This window comes from Catenulispora sp. GAS73 (assembly GCF_041262085.1).
In the GTDB taxonomy this organism is placed as follows: domain Bacteria; phylum Actinomycetota; class Actinomycetes; order Streptomycetales; family Catenulisporaceae; genus Catenulispora.
The window spans coordinates 110455-136195 of sequence record NZ_JBGCCM010000032.1; the positions used below are offsets into that span (position 1 = coordinate 110455).

17 protein-coding genes are annotated in these 25741 nt (G+C 70.5%); 10 read left to right on the forward strand and 7 right to left on the reverse strand.

Features of this window, described 5'->3' with window-relative positions; all coding sequences use genetic code 11:
• The first annotated feature begins 49 nt into the window (after positions 1-49).
• The 4 genes from ABH935_RS37890 to ABH935_RS37905 all read left to right on the forward strand — a co-directional run bounded on the left by ABH935_RS37890 (position 50) and on the right by ABH935_RS37905 (position 9096).
• Complete coding sequence (locus ABH935_RS37890) at positions 50-2728, forward strand: glucosidase (protein WP_370382796.1); 2679 nt, start codon at positions 50-52, stop codon at positions 2726-2728.
• Between the two features lie 1281 nt (positions 2729-4009).
• Positions 4010-5311, forward strand: a complete 1302-nt coding sequence (locus tag ABH935_RS37895) for an ROK family protein (RefSeq protein ID WP_370382797.1) — start codon at positions 4010-4012, stop codon at positions 5309-5311.
• Positions 5312-5352: 41 nt separating this feature from the next.
• The gene (locus ABH935_RS37900) at positions 5353-8607 is read left to right on the forward strand and encodes a TIM-barrel domain-containing protein (protein WP_370382798.1); all 3255 of its coding nucleotides are present in this window, start codon (positions 5353-5355) and stop codon (positions 8605-8607) included.
• Between the two features lie 69 nt (positions 8608-8676).
• On the forward strand, positions 8677-9096 hold the full coding sequence (locus ABH935_RS37905) for a hypothetical protein (RefSeq protein WP_370382799.1): 420 nt from the start codon (positions 8677-8679) through the stop codon (positions 9094-9096).
• Here ABH935_RS37905 and ABH935_RS37910 read toward each other — a convergent pair.
• Entirely contained in the window at positions 9077-11989 is a 2913-nt protein-coding gene (locus ABH935_RS37910; protein ID WP_370382800.1) for a VWD domain-containing protein, read from the reverse strand. The genes ABH935_RS37905 and ABH935_RS37910 overlap by 20 nt on opposite strands.
• Before the next feature lie 210 nt (positions 11990-12199).
• Here ABH935_RS37910 and ABH935_RS37915 point away from each other — a divergent pair, with 210 nt between their 5' ends.
• A complete protein-coding gene (locus tag ABH935_RS37915) occupies positions 12200-12892 on the forward strand; it encodes a hypothetical protein (RefSeq protein WP_370382801.1) in 693 nt (230 codons plus the stop codon).
• A 7-nt stretch (positions 12893-12899) separates the two neighbouring features.
• Here ABH935_RS37915 and ABH935_RS37920 read toward each other — a convergent pair whose 3' ends face one another.
• From ABH935_RS37920 to ABH935_RS37935, 4 genes are all read right to left on the reverse strand, one after another.
• On the reverse strand, positions 12900-13589 hold the full coding sequence (locus tag ABH935_RS37920; RefSeq protein WP_370382802.1) for a DUF429 domain-containing protein: 690 nt from the start codon (positions 13587-13589) through the stop codon (positions 12900-12902).
• 86 nt (positions 13590-13675) lie between these two features.
• Positions 13676-15016 (reverse strand): TIM44-like domain-containing protein, encoded by a 1341-nt coding sequence (locus ABH935_RS37925; protein WP_370382803.1) that lies wholly within the window; start codon positions 15014-15016, stop codon positions 13676-13678.
• 246 nt (positions 15017-15262) lie between these two features.
• Positions 15263-15484, reverse strand: a complete 222-nt coding sequence (locus ABH935_RS37930) for an EF-hand domain-containing protein (protein ID WP_370382804.1) — start codon at positions 15482-15484, stop codon at positions 15263-15265.
• A gap of 90 nt (positions 15485-15574) precedes the next feature.
• Positions 15575-17494, reverse strand: a complete 1920-nt coding sequence (locus ABH935_RS37935; protein ID WP_370382805.1) for an alkaline phosphatase family protein — start codon at positions 17492-17494, stop codon at positions 15575-15577.
• Between the two features lie 245 nt (positions 17495-17739).
• Between ABH935_RS37935 and ABH935_RS37940 the strand changes: the two genes are divergently transcribed.
• On the forward strand, positions 17740-18696 hold the full coding sequence (locus ABH935_RS37940) for a D-alanyl-D-alanine carboxypeptidase family protein (RefSeq protein WP_370382806.1): 957 nt from the start codon (positions 17740-17742) through the stop codon (positions 18694-18696).
• Positions 18697-18734: 38 nt separating this feature from the next.
• On the opposite strand, the gene ABH935_RS37945 is transcribed toward ABH935_RS37940, so the two are convergent.
• On the reverse strand, positions 18735-19676 hold the full coding sequence (locus ABH935_RS37945) for an SDR family NAD(P)-dependent oxidoreductase (RefSeq protein WP_370382807.1): 942 nt from the start codon (positions 19674-19676) through the stop codon (positions 18735-18737).
• Between the two features lie 183 nt (positions 19677-19859).
• Here ABH935_RS37945 and ABH935_RS37950 point away from each other — a divergent pair, with 183 nt between their 5' ends.
• Complete coding sequence (locus ABH935_RS37950; RefSeq protein ID WP_370382808.1) at positions 19860-20705, forward strand: helix-turn-helix transcriptional regulator; 846 nt, start codon at positions 19860-19862, stop codon at positions 20703-20705.
• 149 nt (positions 20706-20854) lie between these two features.
• Entirely contained in the window at positions 20855-22228 is a 1374-nt protein-coding gene (locus ABH935_RS37955; protein WP_370382809.1) for a condensation domain-containing protein, read from the forward strand.
• Positions 22229-22608: 380 nt separating this feature from the next.
• On the opposite strand, the gene ABH935_RS37960 is transcribed toward ABH935_RS37955, so the two are convergent.
• On the reverse strand, positions 22609-23091 hold the full coding sequence (locus ABH935_RS37960) for a MarR family winged helix-turn-helix transcriptional regulator (RefSeq protein WP_370382810.1): 483 nt from the start codon (positions 23089-23091) through the stop codon (positions 22609-22611).
• Positions 23092-23205: 114 nt separating this feature from the next.
• On the opposite strand from ABH935_RS37960, the gene ABH935_RS37965 reads away from it, so the two are divergent.
• Both ABH935_RS37965 and ABH935_RS37970 read left to right on the forward strand, forming a co-directional pair.
• Positions 23206-24258 carry a hypothetical protein gene (locus ABH935_RS37965; RefSeq protein WP_370382811.1) on the forward strand — a complete coding sequence of 351 codons (1053 nt, stop codon included), beginning with the start codon at positions 23206-23208 and terminating at the stop codon, positions 24256-24258.
• 59 nt (positions 24259-24317) lie between these two features.
• On the forward strand, positions 24318-25310 hold the full coding sequence (locus ABH935_RS37970) for a zinc-binding alcohol dehydrogenase family protein (RefSeq protein ID WP_370382812.1): 993 nt from the start codon (positions 24318-24320) through the stop codon (positions 25308-25310).
• The last annotated feature ends 431 nt before the right edge of the window (positions 25311-25741 follow it).

The window sequence follows — 25741 nt, forward strand, 5'->3', positions numbered from 1 at the left end:
ATGGGTTTTCCGGAAACAGACCGAAACCATCAGGGTCCACACTGGCCCCATGGAAGACGCCGAGCGGATCCGCCTGAACGCCGCCGACGCCGAGGGGCACGCGCACGTACCCTGGCGCAGATGGGGCCCCTACCTGGCCGAACGCGCGTGGGGCACGGTCCGCGAGGACTATTCCGAGGGCGGCACGGCCTGGGACTACTTCCCGCACGATCACGCGAGATCCCGCGCGTACCGCTGGAACGAGGACGGGCTCGGCGGGATCTGCGACGACCAGCAGCGGTTCTGTTTCGCGCTCGCCTTCTGGAACGGCGCGGACCCGATCCTGAAGGAGCGGCTGTTCGGCGTCGGCGGCCACGAGGGCAACCACGGCGAGGACGTCAAGGAATACTGGTGGTTCCTGGACTCCACCCCCACGCACTCCTGGATGCGCTGGCGGTACCACTACCCGCAGCAGGAGTTCCCGTACCACGACCTGCTGGACACCACGCGGAGCCGGGGCGGCGCGGATCCCGAGTACGAGCTCGCGGACACCGGGATCTTCGACGAGGACCGCTACTGGGCCATCACCGCCGACTACGCGAAGGCCGGACCGCACGACCTGTGCATCCGGGTGCGCGTGGAGAACATGGGGCTGGAGCCGGCGACCCTGCACGTACTGCCGACCCTGTGGTTCCGCAACACCTGGTCCTGGGGCATGCCGGGGCGCGACGCCATGCCCCGGATCACGGCCAGCGGCGCGCGGCTGGTCGGCGAGCACGAGCATCTCAGGCCCCTGTCACTGATCGGCGAGGGCAGCCCGGAGGTGCTGGTGTGCGACAACGAGACCAACAGCGAGCGGTTGTGGGGCTACGGCGGCTACAGCGACTTCCCCAAGGACGGGATCAACGACTACGTCGTCAACGGCGCGCAGACCGTCAACCCCGAGCGCGTGGGCACCAAGGCCGCGCTGCGCTACGTGCTGACCGTCCCGGCCTGGAAGTCGGCGGAGATCCGGCTGCGGCTGCGAATGGCCGGCCCCGACGTCCCCCCGCAGACCCGCGCGATCCTTCTGGGCAGCGGCTTCGAGAAGGTGATGGAGGAGCGCGAGCAGGAGGCCGACGAGTTCTTCGACGCACTCACCCCCGGCTCCTGCTCCGACGACGAGGCCATGGTGCTGCGGCAAGCCGTCGGCGGCCTGATGTGGTCCAAGCAGTTCTACCACTACAACGTGCCGCGCTGGCTGGACCACGACCCCGGGCACTCGGCGCCGATCGGCGGCGGCGCACGGCGCAACGCGCACTGGTGGCACATGTCGGCGCGCGACGTCATCGCCATGCCGGACACCTGGGAGTACCCGTGGTTCGCGGCCTGGGACCTGGCCTTCCACGCCGTCGCCCTGGCCCGCGTCGATCCCGGCTTCGCCAAGCAGCAACTGCAACTCCTGCTGCGCGACTGGTACCTGCACCCCAGCGGCCAGATGCCGGCCTACGAGTGGAACTTCGGCGACGTGAACCCGCCGGTCCACGCCTGGGCCGCACTCCAGGTCTTCGCCGCGGACGGCAGCCGGGACTTCGGTTTCCTCAAGCGCGTCTTCCACCGCCTACTGCTGAACTTCACGTGGTGGATCAACCGCCTGGACGCCGAGGGCAAGAACGTCTTCGAGGGCGGCTTCCTCGGGCTGGACAACATAGGGCCCTTCGACCGCAGCGCCGGCGTCCCGGCCGGCGGCGCGCTGGAGCAGAGCGACGGCACGGCGTGGATGGCCCTGTTCACGCTCACGATGATGGACATGGCACTGATCCTGGCGACGCAGGACAAGGCCTACGGCGAGCTGGTCACCAAGTTCTTCGAGCACTTCGCCCTGATCGTCGAGGCGGCCAACACCCAGGGCCTGTGGAACGAGGAGGACGGGTTCTACTACGACGTGGTCCGCGTCCCGGGGCAGGAGGGCGTCCCGCTGCGCGTCCGCTCAGTGGTCGGCCTACTCCCGCTGAGCGCCACCGCCACGGTGTCCTCGGCCGCCCTGGCCGCCGTCCCGGAGCTGGAGCAGCGCGTGGCCTGGTACCGGACGAACAAGCCGCACTACGCCGACGTCCTGGCGGGCCGCATGATGCCGGCCAGCGACCTGCGGCTGCTGACCATGGTCCGCCACGACCAGTTCCCCCGGCTGCTCCAGCGCATGCTCGACGAGAACGAGTTCCTGTCCCCCCACGGCCTACGAGCACTGTCCCGCGCGCACCTCGCGGAGCCGTTCACGGTGCACCTCGGCGAGGCCGACTACAGCGTCGGCTACGAACCGGCCGAATCGCGCTCAACCCTGTTCGGCGGCAACTCCAACTGGCGCGGGCCGATCTGGTTCCCGGTGAACTACATGCTCATCGACGCCCTCGACCGCCACCACCGCTTCTTCGGGGACCGACTGCGGGTGCCGTATCCGACGCCCGCACCTGTCACACCCGACGCCTCGACCGGCGACGCCCCGACTGGCAGCGCCCCGACCCACGAGGCGACCCTGGGCGAGATCGCCGACGACCTCTCCCGCCGCCTGGTCTCCCTGTTCCTCAACGACGCCGACGGCCGCCGCCCGGTGTTCGGCGAGAACGAGCTGTTCCAAAAGAACCCGGACTGGCACGACCTCATCCCCTTCCACGAGTACTTCCACGGCGACACAGGAGCGGGCCTCGGCGCCTCCCACCAGACCGGCTGGACGGCCCTGGTGATCAACCTGATCCTGCGGCGCTCGGGGTGAGATGGTCAGCACGCTGCCCGAGTGCGGTCAGGCTGGGGTTTTAGAGGCTTTTTACGGCTTCGCGCAGGGGTTGATGACCTCGCGGGGGGACGCAGTTCGGTTGAGCGATGTGGGTTGCGTTGGCGGCCGGCGGTTTTGATGAGCACGAGCGCGCAGCGGCTGGAGTCGACGTATGGTGCGCTGGCGGGCGGCGGTCTTCGCGGGCACGAGCGCGCGGCGGCTGGAGTCGGCGCGTGCTGCGCTGGCGGGCGGCGGTCATCGCGGGCACGAGCGCGCGGCGGCTGGAGTCGGCGCGTGCTGCGCTGGCGGGCGGCGGTCATCGCGGGCACGAGCGCGCAGCGGCTGGAGCCGGCGCATGCTGCGCTGGCGGGCGGCGGTCATCGCGGGCACGAGCGCGCAGCGGCTGGAGCCGGCGCATGCTGCGCTGGCGGGCGGCGGTTTTCGCGGGCACGAGCGCACGGCGGCTGGAGTCGACGCAGACTGCGCTGGCGGCCGGCGGTCTTCGCGGACACGAGCACGCGGCGGCTGAAGTCGACGCATGTCGCGTTGGCGGCCGGCGGTCTTCGCGGGCACGAGCGCGCACGGGTCCGAGTCACTGCGCATGCGTTGCGTAGGCGGCAATCGTCGTGCGTGGTGGGCACCTTGAGGCCTCCGGCGGGCGCTCTACAGCGAGGGGGCGACCCGCGCGTCCGGCGGTCCGGCGGCGGCCCGCGACTGCTCGGCTTTCTATCCGCTGTTGCCTGCGTTGCGCTGGTCGGCGGCGGTGTTGCTTGTGGTCACCAGGGTTCTGTGCCCCTCGCCGCGTCGTCGCCGTAAACGGAACCAGCCCGGTTTGGCGGAATCAAGCCGCATCGCTGTTGCTGTGGTACAGCCTCGTCCGGCTTGACACCGCCAAACCGGGCAGGTTGGCAGAGCCCGCCGACGCGGCGAGGGACCCAGAACCAACACCCCGCATGGTCCTTCGGACCCCCTAACGACATCGCCGGCCGGGCTGGCCCGCGCCGGGCTGCTTGCCGCCACGCCCGCGCGAAACGCAATGGTGCCGTAACACTCAACGCCCGCCCCCGCCCCGTCGCCATCCGCCGCAGACCCCTCACGCAGCCGCCCCACCCCCAGCGCCCCCACCAGCTCCAGCTCAGCGGACTGATCTTCAGTCTGCTGCCACAGTTGCCAAAACCATCCCCACGGGTTGGCAAAACCCCGCCCTTCTGTCGAAGTCTTGACGGAACTGCGCCACACCCCAAAGGTGTGTCACATCCACCCCCGACATAAGAGGGTTACATGCAACGCAGGGTCCAGCCGACAAGCGAAGCGGTCCGCGCAGCGAACCGCGCCCGCGTCGTGGACATCCTGCGCCGCTCCGGAAGCGCCACGCGCGCCGAGTTGGTCAGCGGTACCGGCCTCTCCCGCGCCACCGTCTCCAGCCTGGTCGGCGAGCTCGCCGATCGCGGCCTGGTCTCAGAGCTCCCCCAACCCGCCGCCGACGCCCCCGGACGCCCGCCGACCCGCCTCGCCCTCAACCGTGCCGCCGGCCTCGCCATCGCGGTCGACGTGGGCGTCCGGCACGTCGCCGTCGCCGTCGGCGACCTCTCGCGCAGCGTCCTCGCCGAGCGCTGGGTGTCGCTGCCGCAGGGCCACTCCGCCGAGCGCGGCACGCACATCGTCATGCGCAGCATCGAGACCACGCTCGCCGAGGCCGAGGCGGACCGCGACCAGATCGTCGGCGCGGCCATCAGCATCGCCGCCCCGATCGCGCCGGACAGCGGGCGCTTCCTCGTCCCCGGCGTCCTGCCCGGCTGGAACGGGTCGGAGCTCGCCGAGCAGATCGGCCGGACGTGGGGTATCCCGGCCGCCGTCGAGAACGACGCCAACCTCGGCGCGCTCGGCGAGTCGGTCGTCGCCGCGCCGCTCGGCGGGGACCCGCACGGCCAGGACCTCCTCTACGTCAAGCTCGCGAGCCGCGTCGGCCTCGGCATCGCCTTCGGCTCCCGTAGTGCCTTCGGCTCGCGCATCCACCGCGGCCACGACGGCTACGCCGGCGAGCTCGGCCACGTCACCGCCGACCCCGACGGCCCGGCCTGCTGGTGCGGACGCCGCGGCTGCCTGGAGCTCTACGCCGGCGCCGAGGGCATGCTGGCACGCCTGGCCGCGCGCGGCATCCGCCTCGGCGACGTCAACGAGCTGATCCGCCGCGCCGAGGCCGGGGACGCCGACGTCCTGGCCGTGATCGACGACGGCACCCGCCGCCTGGCCCGCTCGCTCGGCGCCCTCGCGCTGGTCCTGAACCCCTCGGTCATCACCCTCGGCGGCGAGCTGACCGCACTCGGCCCACTGCTGCTCGACCCCGTCCACGCCGAGCTCGCCGCCGTCCCGTTCGGCGCGCCGGTCGCCGTCCGAACCTCCACGCTGGGCCCGCGCGCCTCGCTGATGGGCGCCCTGGCGCTCGTCCTGTCCGAGTCCAGCCGCTTCACGGATCAGTCCTCTGCTCCGGTCGCCGCGAACCCCGGGAGGATGACCGCGTCCGCCGCGGCCCCGTCCCGGTCACCGCACAGTCCCTCTCCCTCCTCTCATCAGTCCCTCTAACCCCCTCTAAGCCCCCGGTTTCCCTCCGAAGGAGCTTCCCGATGCTTCTCCGTCCCCCTCGAAGAGCGCGCCGGCGCGCGGCCACCGCAGCCGCCACCGCCGGCCTGGTCCTGGCCGGTTCCCTGACCGCCGCGGTATCGGTATCAGCCACCCAGGCCTCGGCCGCCACCCCGTCAACCGCCTCGAAGCACGCCGTCACCTCCGGCAACGCCCGCTTCGAAGTCCTCTCGCCAACCCTCATCCGCACCGAGTACGCCGGAAACGGCGTCTTCGAGAACGACCCCACGTTCAACGCCGTCGGCCGCGACGGCTTCACCCCCACCCACTTCACCCAAAGGGTCGCGAACGGCTGGCTCACCATCGACACCGGCCAGGAACAGCTCCGCTACAAGGTCGGCAGCGGCCCCTTCGGCGCGGACAACCTGAGCATCACCGAGCGCGCCGGCAAGCAGCCCGTCACCGCCGACCCCTGGGCCCCGAAGCCGGTGCCGTCGTGCCAGTTCGGGGTCCTGTGCGAGGCCGAAGGCCTGGACCTCAACGGCGTCTCGGTCGCCAGCGACCACAGCGGCTACACCGGAACCGGCTTCGCCGCCGGCTTCCAGAACACCGGCAACTCGCTGTCGTTCCAGATCACCGCGGCGACAGCCGGCACCTACGAACTCGCCACCCGCTACGCCAACAGCACCGGCGGCGACGGCCAGAACGTCACCCGCACCCTCAGCGTCACCGCCGGAAGCGGCGCCGCCGCGAAGCTGACGCTTCCGACCACCGCCGACTGGAACACCTGGGCCGTCGCCACCGTCCCGGTGACCCTGACCGCCGGGTCCAACACCGTCACCATCACGCGCGCAGCGTCCGACTCGGGCAACGTCAACATCGACAGCCTCGCCGTCGTGACGCCGGGCTCGGCCTACCCCGGCCCGGGTGCGCCGCAGAGCCAGCCCTGCGCCTTCGGCACGATCTGCGAGGCCGAGTCCGGCGCCCTCCTCGGCGGCGCCTCCCTCCAGAACAACCACAACGACTACTCCGGCTCAGGCTTCGTCGGCGGTCTCAGCACGACCACGGCTGCCGACGCCGTCGCCGTGACCGGCGTGCCGCGCGCGGGCAGCTACCAGCTCCAGCTGCGCTACGCCAACTGGCAGACCGACTTCAGCCAGACCGGAGCCGCCGCCCCGCGCACGATCTCGGTCGCCGTCGGCTCCGGAGCCGCGGCCACCACCGCGCTCGCGCCGACCAGCAGCTGGGACAGCTGGCGCACCGTCTCGATCCCGGTCACCCTCGCCGCCGGGGACAACACGGTGACGCTCGGCTGCCCCACCGCCGACGCCTGCCACGTCAACCTCGACACCGTCGCGGTCGTCAAGAACGGCACGCCACTGCTGGCCCCGCACGCCCCGCTCGGCGGCTACCGCCGCGGCCTGGACGGCCAGAACGGCGAGGTCCTGAGCACCCCCGGCCTGCTCTACCAGGACGGCTGGTCGCTGCTGAACGACACCGCCTCGGCGATCTTCAACTCCGCGACGCACCAGGTGACGCCGCGTCCGTCGGCCGGCGGCCAGCCGTATCAGGACGGCTACGTCTTCGGCTACGGCCAGGACTACCAGCAGGGACTCAAGGACCTCGCGACCCTGACCGGCCCGTCGGAGCTGCTCCCGCGCTGGGCCTACGGCGTCTGGTACTCCGAGTACTACAACCACACCGCCGCCGACTACGAGAACACCATCCTGCCGACCTTCCGGTCGCAGGGCACTCCGCTGGACGTCCTGGTCACCGACACCGACTTCAAGGCCGTCAGCACCTGGGACGGCTGGGAGATGGATCCGTCCAAGTTCCCCGACCCGAGCGCCTACTTCGCGTGGGCACACTCGCAAGGGCTGCACACCACGCTCAACATCCACCCGAGCGTCCAGCAGAGCGACCCGCAGTACTCTGCGGCGCTCGCGGCGGCCGGCGGCACCCTGCCCTCGTGCGGCTCCGGGCAGTACTGCTTCGACTGGGGCACCCCGGCGCAGCTGTCGGCGTACTTCGGGCTGCACCAGCAGATCCAGAACCAGGGCAACGACTTCTGGTGGCTGGACTGGTGCTGTGACAGCTCCACCTCGTCGCTGGCCGGGGTCGCGCCGGACTCGTGGATCAACCAGAACTACGCCTGGGACACCGACTCCACGGTCGGCCGGGGCTTCGCGTTCTCCCGGGCCTACTCCTCCCTCGACGCCGGCGGCTACAGCGGTTCGGTGGGCCTGGCGACCGGGCCGTGGGCCGACAAGCGCACAACTGTCCACTTCACCGGCGACACGACTTCGACCTGGGCCACCCTGGCCATGGAAGTCGGGTACACGCCCGGGGAGTCGGCCGCGACCGGCCTGTCCGCGGTCAGCCACGACATCGGCGGCTTCAACAACGCCGGCGACCAGACCACCGGTGCCGAGCCGGGCAGCACCAAGCTGCCGGACGACCTGTACGCACGCTGGGTACAGCTGGGCGCCTTCCAGCCCATCGACCGGCTGCACGGCAACCACAGCGACCGGCTGCCGTGGCAGTACGGGACGGCGGCCAAGGACTCCGCGGAGAAGTTCCTGAACCTGCGGGAGAACCTGGTTCCGTACACCTACACGCTGGCCCACCAGGCCGCCGCCACCGGCGTGCCGGTGACCCGGCCGACCTACCTGCAGTACCCGGACCAGCAGGACGCGTACGCCTTCGACGGCAGCGAGTACTTCTACGGTCCGGACGTGCTGGTCGCGCCGGTGACGACCTCGGGCGACTCGGCGACGACGCAGGTGTGGTTCCCGGCCGGGAGCTCCTGGACGGACTACTTCACCGGCAAGACGTACCAGGGCGGCACCGTGCAGAGCGTCGCGACCAGCCTGGACACCATGCCGGTGTTCATCAAGTCCGGCGGGATCATGGCGACCCGCTCCGGCGACGTCACCAATGACGACCAGAACCCGCTCACCGCCGCCACGGTGACGGTCGCCGAGGGCGCGCCGGGGTCCTTCTCTCTATATGAGGACAACGGCACGACCACGAACACCGCCCAGAGCTCGACGACCGCGATCAGCTACGCCGACCACAAGGTGACGATCGCTCCCGCGAAGGGCACGTTCCCCGGCCAGGTGCGGCAACGGTCGTGGACCGTCACGTTCCAGAACGCGGCCCACGCGCCGACCTCGGTGTCGGTCAACGGCGCCAAGGTCGCGGCCGCCGCGTGGACGTGGGACAGCACCTCGCACACCATCACCGTCCGCGCCCCGGCGCAGTCGGTGAACCAGCGGCTGGTGGTGAGCTACAAGTAGCCGCCACCCGCTGAGCCGTCGGCCCCGCCCGGATCACCTTCCGGGGCGGGGCCGACATATTCTTCGGACGTGTCAGACGCGAATATGTGGAGTCCCGAGAACGGGCCCGGTTCCGAGGCCACTGTCGTCGAGGTCTTCTCGGCATGGCTTGTCGAGCAGGGCTGGGAGTGCGCGGAACTCCCCCGGCACGGAGACCGCCCGGACATCGACGCGAGGCATCCCGACGGCCGGCGGCTCATCGTGGAGGCGAAGGGGTTCACGCGCGATGCGGGCACCGACCTCGACACCGGCTATGGACAGCTGCTGCGGCGGATGAAGGGCGAACCGAACACCGCTTACGCGTTGGTGGCGGCCAAGTCGGTCGTGCGGTTCGCGCAGCGGGTCCCCTCCGAGGTGCGGAACAAGCTGGGGATCGCGCTCTACACGGTCGATTCCAGCGGCAAGGTAGAACTGGTAGACGGCGCACCGCTCACGACCTCTGCAAGCTGATCGAGTACGGCATCGTCTTCGCATTATCGGCCCACACCAGAATCTGCTCCGCGGCCCCGGGCGAGACCGGGTGCGCGTAGCCGAAGCACAACTGGCCCGGAGAAAGCACGCTCGGCTGCGGACCGTCGTCGGCGTATCCGTAGGTCGGGCCGCTGTCACAGGCCGTCGTACTGGCGACCTGCACCGCCGTGACGTCGGCCGGCGGGGTGAACCGGTAGACGTCGACCCGGCCCGGCACGTCGAGATCGGCGGACAGCGCCGGGGCGCCGACGTCGATCGGGACGGTGCGGGGCTTGATGGTCACGTAGCGGAAGGAGTACTTCCCCGGGCCGCTCGGCATCGAGACGCGCAGCTTGGCCTGGCCGTTCGCGGCCACCGCGAACTGGAACGGGCCGGGCAGCATCGGCGTCGCCGACGGGGCGTCCGGCACGATCGCGCTCATCCCCTCGGTGACGTCGGCCAGCTCGAACTGCTGGTTCGCGGCCAGGTTCAGGCCGTAGTCCACGGTGCCGCCGGCCTGGTCGATGCTGCCGGTGACGACGTCGCCGTCCTGCAGGATCGCGCCGGGCTTGGGGCCCTTGTCCGGGGTGGGGGCGCCGACCGGGCCGGTCGGCGCCGATCCGCCGGTTCCGGTGCCCAGCCTGGCCTGGTCCTGCGCGTAGGCGGTCGCGAACGCCGGGTCGCCGGTGCGCGCGACGTCCAGGACGCAGGCGTCGAGCAACGTCGCGTCGGTGACGTGCGCGGCCTTGCACATCGCCGTCGCCTGGTCCCGGACGGACTGCGGCAGGCTCGCCACGGTCGCCGGCTTGTCGGGGAACGCACGGTCGGTGAACGTCGCGGTGGACTGGCCGGGACCGTATTCGAGCAGCGACTCGCTCTGGCTCACGCGCCAGCTGTCGCCGAAGACGTGGTAGAGGTCGTCGTAACCGGGCTGGTCCGGGATCGTCTTGCCGTCCCGGCTGACCAGGTCCCCGGCCGCCTTCCCGTCGAAGTTGCCGAGCAGCCCGGTGAAGGTGCCCTTGCGCTCGGCCGCGGGCGTGACGTTGACCATCAGCCCTTCGGAGCCGACCGGGTCGACGGCGACCCGCGAGCCGTCGGGCCAGAGCACGTCGTAGCCGTCGCCGCCGTAGTCGTAGACGCCGCTGCGGCGGGTGAGCGTGCCGCCGCCGGGCAGCTTGACGGAGCCCTTCTGCAGGGTCACGACCTTGCCGCCGCGGTGGACCTGGATGTCGCCGCCGACGTCGGAGAAGCCGACGACGTCGGAGCTGGCGCGCACCGCGGCCGAGGTGACGACCGAGATCGTGCGGTCCGCCGGGTCCAGCGGGGCCTGCCGCACCTGGACCTCGAAGTCGTCACGGCTCTTGGCCAGCTCGAACTCGCCGACGGCTTGGAAGTCGTAGTAGAGGTGGTCCATGGTGCCGACGTGCGGGTCGCCGGTGATCCAGGCGAGGAACCTGTCGAAGAGGCTGGGGAGCGGGTCGATCGGGGTCGGGCTGCACGCGTTCATGGCCGCCTGGACCTGGTCGGTGGGGGAGTCGTTCTTGGCGCTGTCCGGGACCGGCGGGACCGGCTCCCCGACCATGCCCGGATTCGGGTCCAGCGGCCCGGCGAGGTTGTCGTCCCGGGAGTCGTGGCGAGTCCGGAGGCCGAGATGCTTGGAGAGCCGGTACTGGTTCTCCCATTCGATCGTGCGCACTTCGTCCATGTTGTTGAACGATTGCTTCTGGGTCGCGTGCGGAAAGCCACCCAGGTAGCACGTGGTACCCAGGTTGGCGCTACCGTCCGCGAACCCCTCCGAGTGGATCATTTCGTGGAGCAGCCTGGTACAGGGCATGTTCGGGGCGCCGGAATCGTCGTTGAAGAGATTGTCGGTGACCGGGTCCCAGCGGATGACGACGTTGTACGGCGGCTTGTCGCCGGTAAACGTTCCGGGCGCCCAGTTCGTGTTGTCGCCCCATTGAGGTGCTGGAACGATCTTGAGCTGTCCAGACTCGCGCATCTTCTTGATCTTGTCCATGAGGCCGGGCTCGATGCCGGGGCCGGTGAAGCCGGCCACGCAGTTGTCGGCCGCGGCGTCGATGCCGCCGTCGGCGTGCGCCGGAAGCGGCCGCGCCGCCTGCACGCCGGTGGCGGTGAACAGCACCAGCAGCGCGAAGGCCGCGGCGGCCGGAGCACCGCGGCGCTCACGCCGCCGTCGGCGGCTGCGGCGCACAGCCATGATGAACAGCACAATCAGCACCAGCAGCGCCAGGGCGACGAGGAGCAGCCACCACGGGAAGCCCTTGTGCCCGGCGCCGACGGTGAAAGCGACCGTGGCCACGTTCGTGGCACCGGCGCAGATCTGCTGCGTGCTGTCGGGTACGTCAGGAGTCTTGTACCGCGCGGACACCACGTAGCGGCCGGCGGCGTCCAGGTTCCACACCGAAGACAGGCCGACGCCGGTCGGCAGCATGCTCATGGTCTGCAACGGCTGGGTCGCGGCATCGGGTCCGGTGGCGGCGTGCACGGCGACGTCCACGGAGGCTCCGGGCTGGACCGTGACGAGTCCGCCGGCCAGGACCGCGCCGTAGTCGACGTTGTACTCCTCCCGCGAGACGCCCCACGGCTGCGAGGCGCCGTCGCGCGTCACCGAGGCGATCAGCACCTCGCCGTCGGCGATGGTGCCGACCTGGCACGCGGTCGGGGCGTGGTTCGTGACGCGGAAGGTGAGGGTGACTGGCTGGCCGGGTTTGTATGTGCCCTGACTCGACGTGATGTCGAGCCCCAGCCCGGATTGCGGCTGCGCCTGCTGCTGCGGTTGTTGCTGCTGCTGGTCGGCGTGCGCCGCGCCGGGCGCGAGCATCAGCGCCACTGCCGCGAGCACGGCCAGGCCGGCCCGCACGATTCTGACCACTATGGCCCCCGATAGAACAGATGAACGAACGACGGTCTGCCTGCCAGATGCCAGGAGGCTGCGATCCGCCGACCGCTACCCCCGGCGGCAGCAGCGCAACGCTATGAAGGATCGACGCGGCGCGAACCCGTGGAACTACGCGTTTCGCGGCGGGGGCGCCTGCGCGTTGTTGTAGCGCGACGAACTCCGCCGAAGATCGTTAACCAATGTATGGACAAAGCCATTGCTCACCGCCGACTGTTCGTACTGGCCTCGGCCTGCGCCCTGGTACTCGTTCCGTCGAGCGCCGGCAACGCCCAGGCCACCGCAGGCACCAGAGCCGCCACAGCCGGCCACCCCTGCCCGACCGGCGAGATCTTCGCCACGAACAACACGGCGACCATCACCGACCCGGCCGACCCCCGCCTCCAGACCCACCTGCACCGCTTCGACCACGAGGTCCGCGCCACCATCCGCGCCAACGGCGCTCGGCCGGGCGCCTCAACACTGCTGAACGGCGTCTTCTGGTCCAGCGACCCGAAGCAGACGACCTACGAACGCTCCCGCGAATTCGACGTCACCAAGGTCAGCCCCGAAGGCCTGCACCACATCGCCGCCCTCATCGCCAAGCAGTACCACCAGGAGTCAGTCCTGACCTTCCGCTGCCTGCCGAGCACCTCCCCGCAGACCGACGCAGTCGAGATCCAGGCCCCAGGCGTCACCGTCACCCACCTCCACGACGCCCTCCTGGCCGCCCCCGAAGCCCGCGACACCCTCGAAGGCGGCTCAGTAACCCTCGACGGCCACCTCATCCTCATCGCCCCACTCACGAACCTGCCCCTGGCCCAGAAGTTCGCGAAGAGCCTCGGCGTCGACTGGAACGCGGCCGTGGTGCGCTACGGGGCGGACGAGTTCGTGAGCTGATTCGGGGTCAGCGCCAGATGGCAGCTGCGATGCCGTCGCTGAAGGACTCGGGCGAGCCGGGGAGAGATCGCGCGAGTCCGTCCCGCACGCGGGTCGCGGTCCAGGCCGCGACCGCCGCGTCCAGAACGTCGTCGACTCCGGCGCGCGCCCCGACCGGCCCCACGTCGGAGGGCAGCACGACGCCGGCCGCTGCCAGCAGGTTCCGTCGCAGCTCCGCACCGGCCCAGGTCGACTTGGCGTACGCCAACGGCTCTCGCGCCAGTTCGGCGAAGCTGACCTCTGGATGTACCTCGACGACCCGGCACGCGGCGGTCGGCAACCAGGCGTCCACTTCGCGAATCTTCATCCGCAGCGCGAACGCCTGCTTCGTCAGGCCCACCCCGGTGAGCTCTCGGTGCGCCTGCGCGGACAACTCGTACGCGTCGAGTTCGACCGCGGCACGCACAGGCGTGGAAAACACCGATGACGACCTCGGACCGACGAACCGCCGGGCCAGCACGTCGGCCTGCCGCACCCCGGAGTCCGGAAGCCCGATCGGCATATCGACCGCGATCACCGCGATCTCGCCGAGCTTACGGGCATCGGCTTCGAGCTCGCCGATGGTCGGCGCGAACAATCCCGCCACGCGATCGCCGACCAACGCGATACCGACCCACCCCTGCGAACATCCGTCCACACCCATCACCGGATCGCCCATGCCGACAGCATGCCGCACCGGGGTCCGGGCTGAGGCCGGCCGCAGGCAAAACCCTTACGCGCCAGCGCCCGGCCCGACCCACCGCCTCAAGACCGATGGTCCGCCAGCCGCGAGCCCGGCGTCGCGTCGGCGGCGATGACCGTCCAGCCCTTGGCCGTGGGGCCGTCGAGGCGGAGGTCGAAGGCGAAGGTGACCGGCCGGCGCTTGTGCGCGTCGCCGAGGAGGACTTCCTCGGTGCGGCGGTCCACTTCGTAGTAGAAGCCCTCTGCCGCGACCATGACGCGGACGACGATCGGCTCGCGGGAGAGCAGGGAGCGGACCTCGACCGAGGCGACGGTGGCGTCGCGCATGACCGTGCGGTTGGGGGTGCGGACCGCCGTGAAGTCGAGGCTGCCGTCGTTCATGGCCCACTCTTCGAGGAACTGCTCGACCGCGACCTCCAGGACCGCCTTGTCGAAGCGGCCGTCCAGCACGCTCAGGTCGCCCGCGGCGGCGTCGGCGTCGGTGCTCCAGGAGATGTTGGTCAGCGCCAGGATGTCGCCGGCGCCCTGGACCGAGACGTTCTCGGCCACTTCCAGCACGGCGTCCCGGGCGACCGCCTTCTGGTCCCAGGCGTCCGTCTCGATTGCGTCGGTCAGGTGGTGCGCGCCCTCGGCCGCCTGCTCCACCGAGGACACGATCCATACGCCGGCGTCGTTCTTGCGCAGCGTCCAGTACTCGACCGGGCGCGTCGAGCCGTCCTTGCGCACCGCACGCGTGCCGTCCACGCGGCGCACGCTGTCGTCGATCGTCGCGGTGATACGGAACGTCACCGTGTCGTTCGTCTCCCCGGCCCGGTTCGCGATGTTGACCATCTCGACCGTCGGCCCGGAGATCACCCGCACGATGTTCACCTCGCCGCGCGACTCGTAGTCGCTCAGCTCCTCGTTCCACTTCACGTAGAGCACCGGCGACAGGATCTGCTTCAGCACGGCGCGATCGCGATCGGTCCACGCGCGCTGGGCGGTCGTGTACAGCCAGGCGGCGCGCGCCTTCAGTGCGTCGGGCGCGAACGTCGGGTCCGTGTCCGCGATCGCCGCGACCCGCGCCTCGATCTGCGTGGCACGCTGCCGTGCCGTGTCGTCCGTGCGGTGGGCCGTACGGTCCGACCCGGTGTTGAGGCCGCTCTTGCCGCCACGCCCCTTCCGAAGCCGGGAGACGATCACCAGGATCAGGATGATCAAAACGATGACCGCGAACCCGCCGAGTGACCCGCCGCCGAGACCGATGAACCCCACCCCGTGGATGCCGCCGCCGCTGTGGCCGCCGCCCCCGCCACCGCCTCCGCCGAACCCGTGGCCACCGCCCCCACCCCGGGCCTGCGCCACCGCCGGGCTGGTCAGCGCAGCGAACGCTGCGATCGCGAGTATCCGCCGCCCGATACGCACCTGGGTCCCCCTTTGAGAATCAGAAACACCTCACACCCAAGGTACGGCAATAATGCCTGGTGCCGACGCCGCGCGGGCCCGCAATCCGTCGCGCTCCACCGGCTGGGCTGACGCTTCCCCCATGCCTGTCGGCCGCACGCGCTTCCCGCCACGCGCGGCCGACAGGTCTTCCACTTCCCAGCAAGCCCGACTCGCCGGCCTGCCGACGACGCCAGCCTGCCGACGACATACCGATCCAGCCCCGGATCAGCCCGCCATCATGGCCTGGAACTCGGCCAGGCTGAGCGTCCCGTCCTTGTCGGTGTCACCGGTGCTGATCCGCTCGGCGGCGTCCTCGACGGTGACGTCCTCACCGAGCTCGGCGAGCGCGTTCTTGAGCTCCTCGGCCGTGATCAGGCCGTCGCCGTCCAGGTCGAACAACTGGAACACCTTCTCCACGTCCTCGGGTGCTTTCCGATGCTGTCCCACAGGCCTGCCTCCCATGATCGTTCCCAGGTCGATGTCCGGACACGATATCGCGTGACGTTGACAGCCCACCCAACAGACACGGTCGGCGCCCTACTCCCCCTCGCGGCTCCAGATGCCCTCGATCGCCGGCGCGTACAGGTCGTTCTTCGTCAGGCTCGGCAGGCCGAGCGCCGCCTCGATCGTGCGCAGCACGCTGTAGTGCGTGTACCGATCGCCGGTCGTCGAGCCGGGCTTCACGCCCTGCGAGCCCAGCACCAGCGTGGGGATGCTCTGCAGCTGCTGCTGGCCGTCCGCGGCGTCCTCGTCGAAGGTGACGATCAGCAGGGAGCGCTGGGTCTTCCACGCCGGGGAGTCGAAGATGGCCGGGAGCGTCTTGCCGAGCCAGCTGTCGCCGGCCTGGACGCCGCAGCCCTCCATGTCGTCGCAGTCGTCGGCGCTGAGCCAGGCGAAGGTCGGCGTGGTGGCCGTGGACTTCAGGTCGGTGGCCATCTGCGTCAGCGGCAGCAGGTGCGCCGCGCAGTTGACCGGGTTGTTCTTGACGTCGTTGAAGAAGTAGAACGGCAGGTCGTCGATGGTGTACGCGCCATGCGAGGAGGTGTCGCAGGGCTGCGCGGCGTTCTCCATGTAGCCGCGCCAGCTGCCGCCGCTGTTGTCGACGAGGTCGCCGATGTGCTGGGCGTTGACGGTGCTGCTGAACGGCGTGTTGTCGGTGACGCCGAACAGGCTGCCGCCGGCCAGCGCGACGTAGTTCGGGTCCGACGGGTGCGTCTCGGCGACCGCGCCGGTGAGGTTCGCGCCCTTGGGGATCAGGCTGTTGATGTACGGGGCCTGCGCCTTGTTGCCGACGATGCCCTTGTAGTCCTGGTTCTCCAGCATCACCACGAACACGTGGTCGTAGCCGGGGACCTTCGCGACCGGCGGCTTGGGCGCGCCCGGCGCCGCGATCGGGGCCGAGATGCGCAGCGAGAGGTCGTCGGCGAAGCCGAGGCCGTGGCCGGTGCGGTCGGTGGGACGGTTGCCGGTGACGGTCAGCACGGTCCGGATCGAGCGCGTCCCGGCCGGGATCTCGCCCAGCGACTGCTCGGGGACCAGCCCGGTGGCGTTGCCGCGCATCGCCGGGGTGACCGGTGCGAGCGCGGTGGTGCCGAGCGTGCGGCCGCGCTCGTCGAGGAAGGTGCTCACCACTCCGGCGGTGTCCGCGACGCTGCCGGAGCCGCCGAGCCACGCGGTCAGGTTGTAGGTGACCTTCCCGGTGTCGATCTGCCGGGCCGCGGCCTTCACGTCGGCGTACTGCGTGCCGGTGCTGACGCCGCCGCCACCGCCGGCGAAGAAGTTCTGGCCGCGGTCGACCGGGCCGGGCGAGGTCAGGCTCGGGTAGCCGGAGACACCCTCGCCGCCGGTGGCACCGTAGGCGACGGAGTTCAGCAGGCCCTGGACCTTCCAGCCCGGAACCGTGTTGGTGTCGACACCGTCCAGCGTGCCCTCGCCCTGCTCGGCGCCGCTGTTGAGGATGAGGTTCGGTCCCGTGCCGGTGTCCGGCTGCGGCGGCACCACGACCGGCGGCGCGGCCGGCGTCACGACCAGGGTCAGCGGCCCGGCCAGGACGGTGTAGCCGTCGTTGGCGAACAGGTAGACCTTCCAGTTCCCGGCGGCCAACGCGTGGGTGTCGAAGGTCGCCGTGCCCGCGGCGGCGGTGACGTACTGCCAGCTCGTCGAGCTCTGCGTCCCGGGCGTGTCGGTCGGCTTGTAGACGCCGATCCAGTTCTTCGCGCTCACGCTCGCCGCCGGCACGCTGTAGGCGAAGCTGACCGGCGCGCCCTGCTGGACCGCGCCGACGGTGGTCTGGGTCAGCGTCGAGGCGTCGGCGGTGGTCGAGGCGCCGGCTGCGAGGGCAGGCGCGGAGACGGAGAAGGCGGCGTCGGCACCCACGCCGAGCGCGGCGACGGCGGCGGTGACGACCGCGCCGGAGCGGAGGGTCCTGCGGAAAGTGCCCTGGGGCTTGGAAGACATGCCTGGACAGTGGCCCGCAGCCGTGACTCCCCGCCCTCAGCCCGGCAGATCAGGCGTGACACGCCAGTGAAAAGTTGTGTAGACAACTTGTGGCCCGGGGCATATCGCCGGCATACCGAAAACCGGATACGTGCTGGTAACGCCGTGTCTCCTTGACTGAATGCGTGGCTACCTCCGAACAAGCGCGAAAAGCGTCGCCCCGTAACCGATCCAAGATCACTGCCTCCCTTGGAGTCCTCGGCGCCGTGCTGATCGGTGTGTCCGGTTGCCATTCGGCGGCGGCCGACGGCGCGCAGGGCAGGCCGCATTCCGCACCGTCTTCCTTCCTCTCCGGCGCCTCGGGCGCTCCAGGCGCCCCAAGCACTCCGGGTTCCTCGGACGCCTCCGAACGCCGAAGCGCCCCCGACCAGGCCAACGCCCAAGCCCTCCCCAGCACGGTCTGGCCCGCCCACGGCCAGGCCGCGTTCATCGAGTCCGGCCAGTCGCAGGTCCAGGTCGGCCCGAACCAGCACGCCGCGCCGATCGCCAGCGTCACCAAGGTGATGACGGCCTACCTCGTCCTCCGCGACCACCCCTTGCAGCCCGGCCAGGACGGCCCCACGCTCACGCTCTCCGCGTCCGACGTCGCCGACACCGCACACCGGCGCGCGCTCGGACAATCAGTCGTGTCGATAGCCGCCGGCGAACAGCTGACCGAACGGCAAGCCCTGCAAGCGCTGTTGCTCCCGTCGGCGAACAACATCGCGGCGGTGCTGGCCACATGGGACGCCGGCTCGACAGACCAGTTCGTCTCCCAGATGAACGCCGCCGCGCAGTCGCTCGGCATGAACGACACCCGCTACACCGACCCGAGCGGCTTCGCGCAGAGCACGGTCTCGACCGCCGCGGACCAGGTACGGATCGTCCAGCAGGCGATGAGCCTGCCGGTGTTCGCGAGCATCGTCGCCATGCCGAGCGTGACACTGCCGGTCGCCGGGACCGTGGCCAACACCGACACGCTGCTCGGCCACGACGGGTTTGTCGGTGTGAAGACCGGATCCGACACCGCGGCAGGCGGCTGCTTCGCGTTCCAAGCCGTCCGCACGATCGGCGGCAAGCAGACGACCATCACCGGGGTCGTGCTGGGCCAGCCCGGCGCCGACCAGATCGCGGCCGGGCTCATGGGGGCGAAGGCCATGGTCGACCGGATCGCAGGCCAGTAGCGATCCACAGCAATCCACTCGGTTGTGGCCAGTAGCGCTCAGACGTGCGCGCTGTCGAGCAGCAGTTTCTCAGTGGCCTCCCACAGCCGCCCCTCGCGCTCCCGATCCTGAGCGATCGGCTTCACCTCGGTCACCTTGTCCCGCACGACGAACGCGCCGTCACGCAGCTGCGCCCACTTCGCGTCGAGCGCCACCGAGGCCAACGCCGGCCCAGAGCGCTCAGGCGTGGCAACGCCAGGGAGATGTCCGAGCCCACGTCCCATCGCCCGCGCCGCCGCCGGCATCCCCCGGCCCAGGTCGGTGCCGGGCATCCAGCCAGGCTCGAACACGACCACGTTGACGCCCGGCGCCACCTGACGCTGGAGTTCGTGGGCGTAGTAGAGGATCGCGAGCTTGGTGTTCGAATAGGCGACACCGCTGGCCTTGAAGCTGGGCTTCGTCTCGGCGGTCGCGGGACGCGCGATCTCCAGCGGATCACGCCAGTCGGCCGCAGGCACTCCCATCAGGCGCCGATAGATGTTGGCGTGATACGTGTTCGAGCCGAGCATCACGACGCGCGCCGGAGCGCTGAGCAGGTCACGCAGGTCGGCGATGAGCTGTGCGTGCGCGAGATACCCGACGGCGAAGGTGAGCTCGTAGCCGTCAGCGGAGGCCTGCCGGGTGTCGGCCGACATGGCGCCGGCGTTGGCGATCAGCGCGCGCAGCGGCCGAACAGCTCCGCTCTCCAGCGACTCGCGCGCAGCAGCGGCCGCTTTCCGCACGTCAGCGAGCCGCGACAGGTCACAGCCGATGGTGTGTACGGTCGCACCGCGAGAGCGCGCCGCTTGTGCGACGTCTTCGAGCGCCTTTCCGGGCCGGCCCACCAGGAGCAGGTCCGGGCGTTCGCCGTCGGGGCGGGCGGCCAGGGCCAGGGCTGTGGCGCGGCCCAGGCCCCGGGTCGGGCCGGTGATGAGGACGGTTCCGGGTTCCGTGGCGGTCATGTCGCTACCTCTTGCTGCTTCGGGGTTTTGCTGGTTTGGGGGCTTGCTGCTTCGGGGGCTTGCTGCTTCGGGGGCTTGCTTCGTTCCGAGTCTCGGCGCGATCCGCCAGGTCAACCAGCCGTCCGGTTTTCCTAGGACCACCAGGACCAGGACAATCAGGCGGCGCGCACCCAGACTGGAGGCATGGAGTCCTCGGAGTTCGGCCGGATGGTGCGCCGCTCGCGGGACCGGGTCGCGCCCGAGGCCGTCGGCGTGTCGGCCGGGCGCCGCCGCCGGGCCGCCGGGCTGCGGCGTGAGGAGCTGGCGGCGCTCGCCGGGATCTCGGCCGACTACCTCACCCGGCTGGAGCAGGGACGGGCCACCGCGCCGTCGGTCCAGGTGGTCGAGGCGCTGGCGCAGGCGCTACGGCTGCCCGACCCCGAGCGCGAGGTGCTGTACCGGCTGGCCGGGCACGCGATGCCCGGTCCCGACCTGGTGCCCTCGCGGCTCACGCCGAGCGTGCAGCGGCTGCTGGACCGGCTGTCCCACACCCCGGTGGTCGTCTACGACGCCACCTGGACGCTCCTGACGGCCAACGCGCCCTACGACGCGCTCATGGGCGAGACCTCCCACTTGCAAGGGCTCGAACGCAACGCGATCTGGCGCAACCTGCACGGTCTGAACCGCACCGTGCACACCGCCCGGGAACAGGCCGACCACGAAGCACGTCTGGTCGCCGACCTGCGCCTGACCTCCTCCCGCTACCCGGCCGACCAGAGCCTGCGCCGGCTGGTCCGCGACCTCGCCGACGACAGCCCCCGCTTCGCCGGCCTGTGGGACGCCGGCGACACCCCGCCGCCGCCGGCCGACCTGTCGAAGCAGAAGGTCGTCGAGCACCCCTCGGTCGGCCGCATCGCGCTGGACTGCGACACGCTCATCGTCGCCGGGGACGACCTGCGGGTCATGGCGTACACCGCCGAGCCCGGCACCGCCGACGCCGAGCGGCTGGCGCTGGCGATCGTCGTGGGAACGCAGAGCCTTGTGGAATAGAGACTTGTGGAATAGATGTGCGCGACGCAAAGCCTTGTGGAAATCCGGCCCCCAACGCAGAGCATTGACTGCCGGGCTCGTCTGTTCGACGATGAGTCCCGTTCCAACGGGGGTTCGGGCTGGGCTGAAGAGAATCGATGGTGCGGGTGGTGGGAGACCGGATTCTGGTGCCGTTCTCGGGTGACGGTTCGGGCGAGTCCGAAGTGACCTGGGGCCAGCGCAACGTCCTGCGGATGATGCAGCTCGCCGGGGAGGCCGTGATGATCGGCGGCACGATGCCGCTGGCGGAGGGGACGACGGTGGAGAACATCGTCAACCTTCTGGGGTTCATCGTCGAGCGCAACCACTCGCTGCGGACCCGGTTCCGTTTCCGGGACGACGGCGAGCCGGTGCAGGTGCTGTACTCCTCCGGCGAGGTCGCGCTGGACATCGTCGACATCGGGCCCGACGAGGACCCGGCCGAGGCGGCCGAGGCCGTGCGGATCGGGTACGAGAAGGCGCCGTTCGACATCACCGCGGACTGGCCGGTCTGCATGGCCGTCATCCGGCAGGAGGGCGTGCCGGTGTGGTTCGCCGCGATGTACCCGCACGTCGCCATCGACGGACTCGGCTTCGAGGCGCTCGTCGCCGACCTGGCAAACCTCGATCAGGACACCGGCGAGCGGCTGGCCCCGCGCGAGGGGATGCAGCCGTTCGAGCTCGCCAAGCAGCAGCAGACACCCGCCGCGCTGCGGCAGAGCGCAGCCTCCATCAAGTACTGGGAGCAGATGGTGCAGGCGGCGCCCCGCCACCGCTTCGACACCAAGTACGAGCCCCGCGATCCGCAGTGGTGGGAGCTCGTCTTCGACTCCCAGGCCATGTACCTCGCCACGACCTCGATCGCCGCGCGCACCGGTGCCAACACCGGCTCGGTCCTGCTCGGCGCGTACGCGGTGGCCCTGGCCAAGCTCTGCGGGAAGAACCCCAGCGCGATCCGGACGTTCGTCAGCAACCGTTTCCGCCCCGGGCTGCAACATTCGGTGACCCCGCTGGTGGCCTCGTGCCTGTGCGTGGTCGACGTGGCCGACACCGACTTCGACACCGTCGCCCTGCGGGCCTGGCGCTCGCAGCTGAAGGCCGGCAAGTTCAGCTACTTCGACCCGCGCGACCTGTTCGCGATGTTCGACCGCCTCGCGGCCGAGACCGGCGAGCCGGTGGACCTGCTGTGCTACTTCAACGACCTGCGGCGCGCGACCGCCGCGGCCCGGCCCGGGCCGCTGCCGACGGCCGAGGAGATCGAGGCCGCGCTGCCGTTGACGACGCTGACGTGGGGGCCGCACACGGACGTGCCGGACGCGCAGACGTTCATGGAGGTCAATCCGGTTCCGGACACGGTCAACATCATGCTGCGGGTCGACACCGAGGTGGTGACGACGGAGCAGCAGGAGGAGATCGTGCGGGAGATGGAGCGGATTCTGGTCGCGGCGGCGTTCGATGCTGCTTACCCGACCGGGGTCAGCGCGCACGCTGTGGTTTCTTCCTGACAGGTGTCTGACGGCCGGTCTGACGCCCGGTCTGACAAACAGCCAACAGCGCACGCACGCGATGGTCGGCGGCCCGGCGGGGCTGCCGGCCTCAGCGTTGTTCTCGCACTCGTCGGTCGCGGCACTGCGGTTGTCCGCATCGCGCTCGGTGCCGATTGCCGACCTCGCCGCTGCTGGTACCGCTCTCGCCGCTCGTGGCGTAGCCGTCGGCGCTGGCGAGCTGCTGCAGGCAGGCTCTCCAGCGGACCGGATTCGCGCAGCGGCGCAAGCTGGATCGTCGCGAGCAGCTGAGCGGATCTCGGTGCTGGTCTCGGCGCTGGTCTCGGCGCCCTGGCCGCCCTGGCTGTCCTCGGTCTACTCGCCGCCCTCGCCGCCTCGGTCTACTCGCCGCCCTGGCCGTCCGGGTCGATGCCGCGCATGATCCGTCGGCCGATGTCGCGCAGTTGCCGTAGCTGCGCTTTCGTGAGCTGGTCCAGAACCAGTCGGCGGACTTCCTCGACGTGGCCGGGTGCGGCTTGGACCGCCTTCTCCCAGCCGTCGTCGGTGAGGGTCGCGAGCGTGTAGCGGCCGTCTGCCGGGTCGGGCGTGCGTCGTACCCAGCCGCGCTGTTCCATCCGCACGACCACCTGGGACAGCCGCGGGAGCGAGCCCTCGGCCTGGGCTGCCAGCGTGCTCATGCGCAGGGTGCGCTCCGGCACCCCCGAGAGCAGCGCCAGCACCTGGTACTCGAAGTGCGTGATCCCGGAGTCGCGGCGCAGCTGCGCGTCGAGCGCGGCCGGGAGGCGGTTCATGGTCCTGGCCAGGGCGAGCCATGCTTGCTGCTCGTCGGCGTCCAGCCAGCGGGGTTCCGGCACGTCATCCATGCCTCGTAGCTTAACACGTGAAGTGATCCGGCTTCGAAATGACTTGCACTGTGAAGTGATCCCGGGCTACATTCACTTCAAGCGTTAAGCCATCAAGCCGAGAGGGAATCACCGATGTCGCACGTCGACCAGCAGAACCCTGACAGGCGGACACTGCTCCGCATCGGCGCGGTCGCCGGGAGCGCGGCCGGCCTCGGGGCCGCCGGCGTCTTCGGCGCCCGGGCCGCGAACGCGATGGCGACGCTGCCCTCGGGCGGCGCGGCACGCAAGCCGACGTCGGATGCGAACGATGCGCCGCATCCGCCCTACCCGCCGCACACCGTCGACACCTCGCACTGCACGCCCGAAGTCGCCGACATCTTCCGCCGCGTCTTCGCCGCCAAGAGCAGGCACGACACCGCGGCGTTCATGGCGCACTTCTCGACCTCGAACGCCAGCTACAGCGACGCCTGCCTGGGCATCGTGCTGTCCGGCTGGAAAGCGATCAACTCCGAGTTCACGTCGCTGCTCGGCAGCGCGCCGGCCGGAGCGCTGTCCTACCCGCTGACCATCGTCGGCGACGCTCGCAGCGCGACCATCGAGTTCGTCGACACTCCCGCCTTCTTCGGGCAGGAGGTCCGCGCCCTGTCGTCGGTCACCTTCGACAGCGATCGCAAGATCACCCGCTGGGTCGACTACTGGGACCGTCGCAGTTCCCTGTTTCCGTTCGCCGACGGCAGCGCCTATCCCACCGACTTCCACGACTCCGTGCAGAACGCGGACGCCGCCATAGTCCAGGCGGCGCAACGGCTTCAGGCCGCGTTCGCAGCACGGGACGCCGCTGCGGCCGTCGCGCTGATGTCCGCTGACGTCGTCTATGAAGACCTCGCCGCGCATACCCGGGTCCGGGGCCAGCTCCAGGTGCAGCGCTACTACAACCGCGCACTCGCGCAGCTCCCCTACGGTCCTGGCGCCGCGCTCGTGCATGTCGAGGGCGGTCGGCACGGCGGTGGTTACGAGTGGACGGCGTCGCCGGCCCTCGCGTCGAAGCACCGCGGCCACACGGCTATCGAGCTGGACGGTGTCGGCAAGATCAGCCGGCTGACCACCGTCTACGACTCCAGCCTCCTGAGCTACCCCGCCTACCAGACCCTGGTCGGTCTCGCGGCCGAAGCGCCGCAGTCCTAACGAGCCGCGGTCCTAACGAGCCGCAGCCCTAACGAATGAACAAGAAAATGGATACGAAAATGGAGACAAAGCAGATGGAAGCCGTCATCCTCAAGGCCGCCGGATCACCGGACCAAGCGCTGATCCACCGCGACGAGCCGATTCCCGTGCCGGGCCCGGGAGAAGTCCTCGTCGAGGTGCACGCGGCCGCCGTGAACCCGCTCGACGTCGCGAACGCCGCAGGCTGGCTCGGCACGCCGCTGCCGATGATCCCCGGCGTCGACTTCGCCGGCGTGGTCGTCTCCGGCGGCGAGCACGAAGGCTGGGAAGCAGGCCAGGAAGTCTGGGGCAGCGGCCCGAACCTGGGCATGAAGCGGCCGGGCACGCACGCCCGCTTCGTCGCCCTGCCCGCGACCTGGCTGTCCCGCAAGCCGGCGAACCTGACGATGGCCGAAGCCGCCGCGGTCGGACGCTCGCACCTCACGGCCTTCGAGACCCTCATCAACCTCATGGAGGTCAAGTCCGGCGAGAAGCTCCTCATCACCGGCGGCTCGGGCATGGTCGCCCGCGCCGCGACCGCGATCGCCCGCTGGCGCGGCGCCGAGCCGATCATCGCCGCCCGCCACCGGCCCGAAGGGGTGGAGCACTTCATCGACACCAGCGCGGCGGACGGCGCCGTCGACCTGGCCGACGCCGTACTCGACAGCACCGACGGACGCGGCGCGGACCTGGCGCTGGACACCGTCGGCGGCGCGCTGTTCGAACCGGCGCTGCGCAGCCTGCGCTTCGGCGGACGCATGGTCGGGATCTTCAGCGCGCCCGAGCCGAAGATCTCGTTCTCGCCGGCGGAGATCTACAACCGGCAGCTGCGGGTCACGGGGCTGGCCAGCGTGTTCCTGGACGGGGCTTACGTCGCGGGCGTCTTCGACCAGCTCAGGCCGCTGTTCGAGCGGGAGGTGCTGGTCGCGCCGGCGGTGCGGACGTGGGCGTTGGCGGAGGGTGCCGAGGCTTACCGGGCGGTGATGAGCGGGTCGGGTGGGGTTAAGCAGGTGCTGGTGCCTAGTGGGGGCTGAGCGGCGGGGGCGTTGAGGGTTGTGGTTGGTTCATCGGCACCCCTGCTTTGTGTGGGGGTGTCGGTGTTGGGCTTTTGTGTGGGGGGGTGGTGTCGGGCGGGGGCCGGTGTCGGGCAGAGCGGCGGTGTCGGGCGGGGTGCCGGTGTCGGGCGGGGGGTGCTTGGTGTCGGTGTCGGGCGGTGGGGTGCTCGGTGTCGGTGTCGGCGGCGGTGTCGGCGGCGCGTGCTATATCTGCGTACAAGGGGCGATAATTTCCTAACAAAATGCCTGGCATGCTCGACTCGCACACTGGGTCACGTCGGCGGCTGCCGGTTTCCGTGTCCACAACCGCGCACAGGTCCGAGTCACTGCGCATGTCGTAGGCGGCAATCGTCGTGCGTGGTGGGTGCCTTGAGGCCTCCGGCGGGCGCTCTACAGCGAGGGGGCGACCC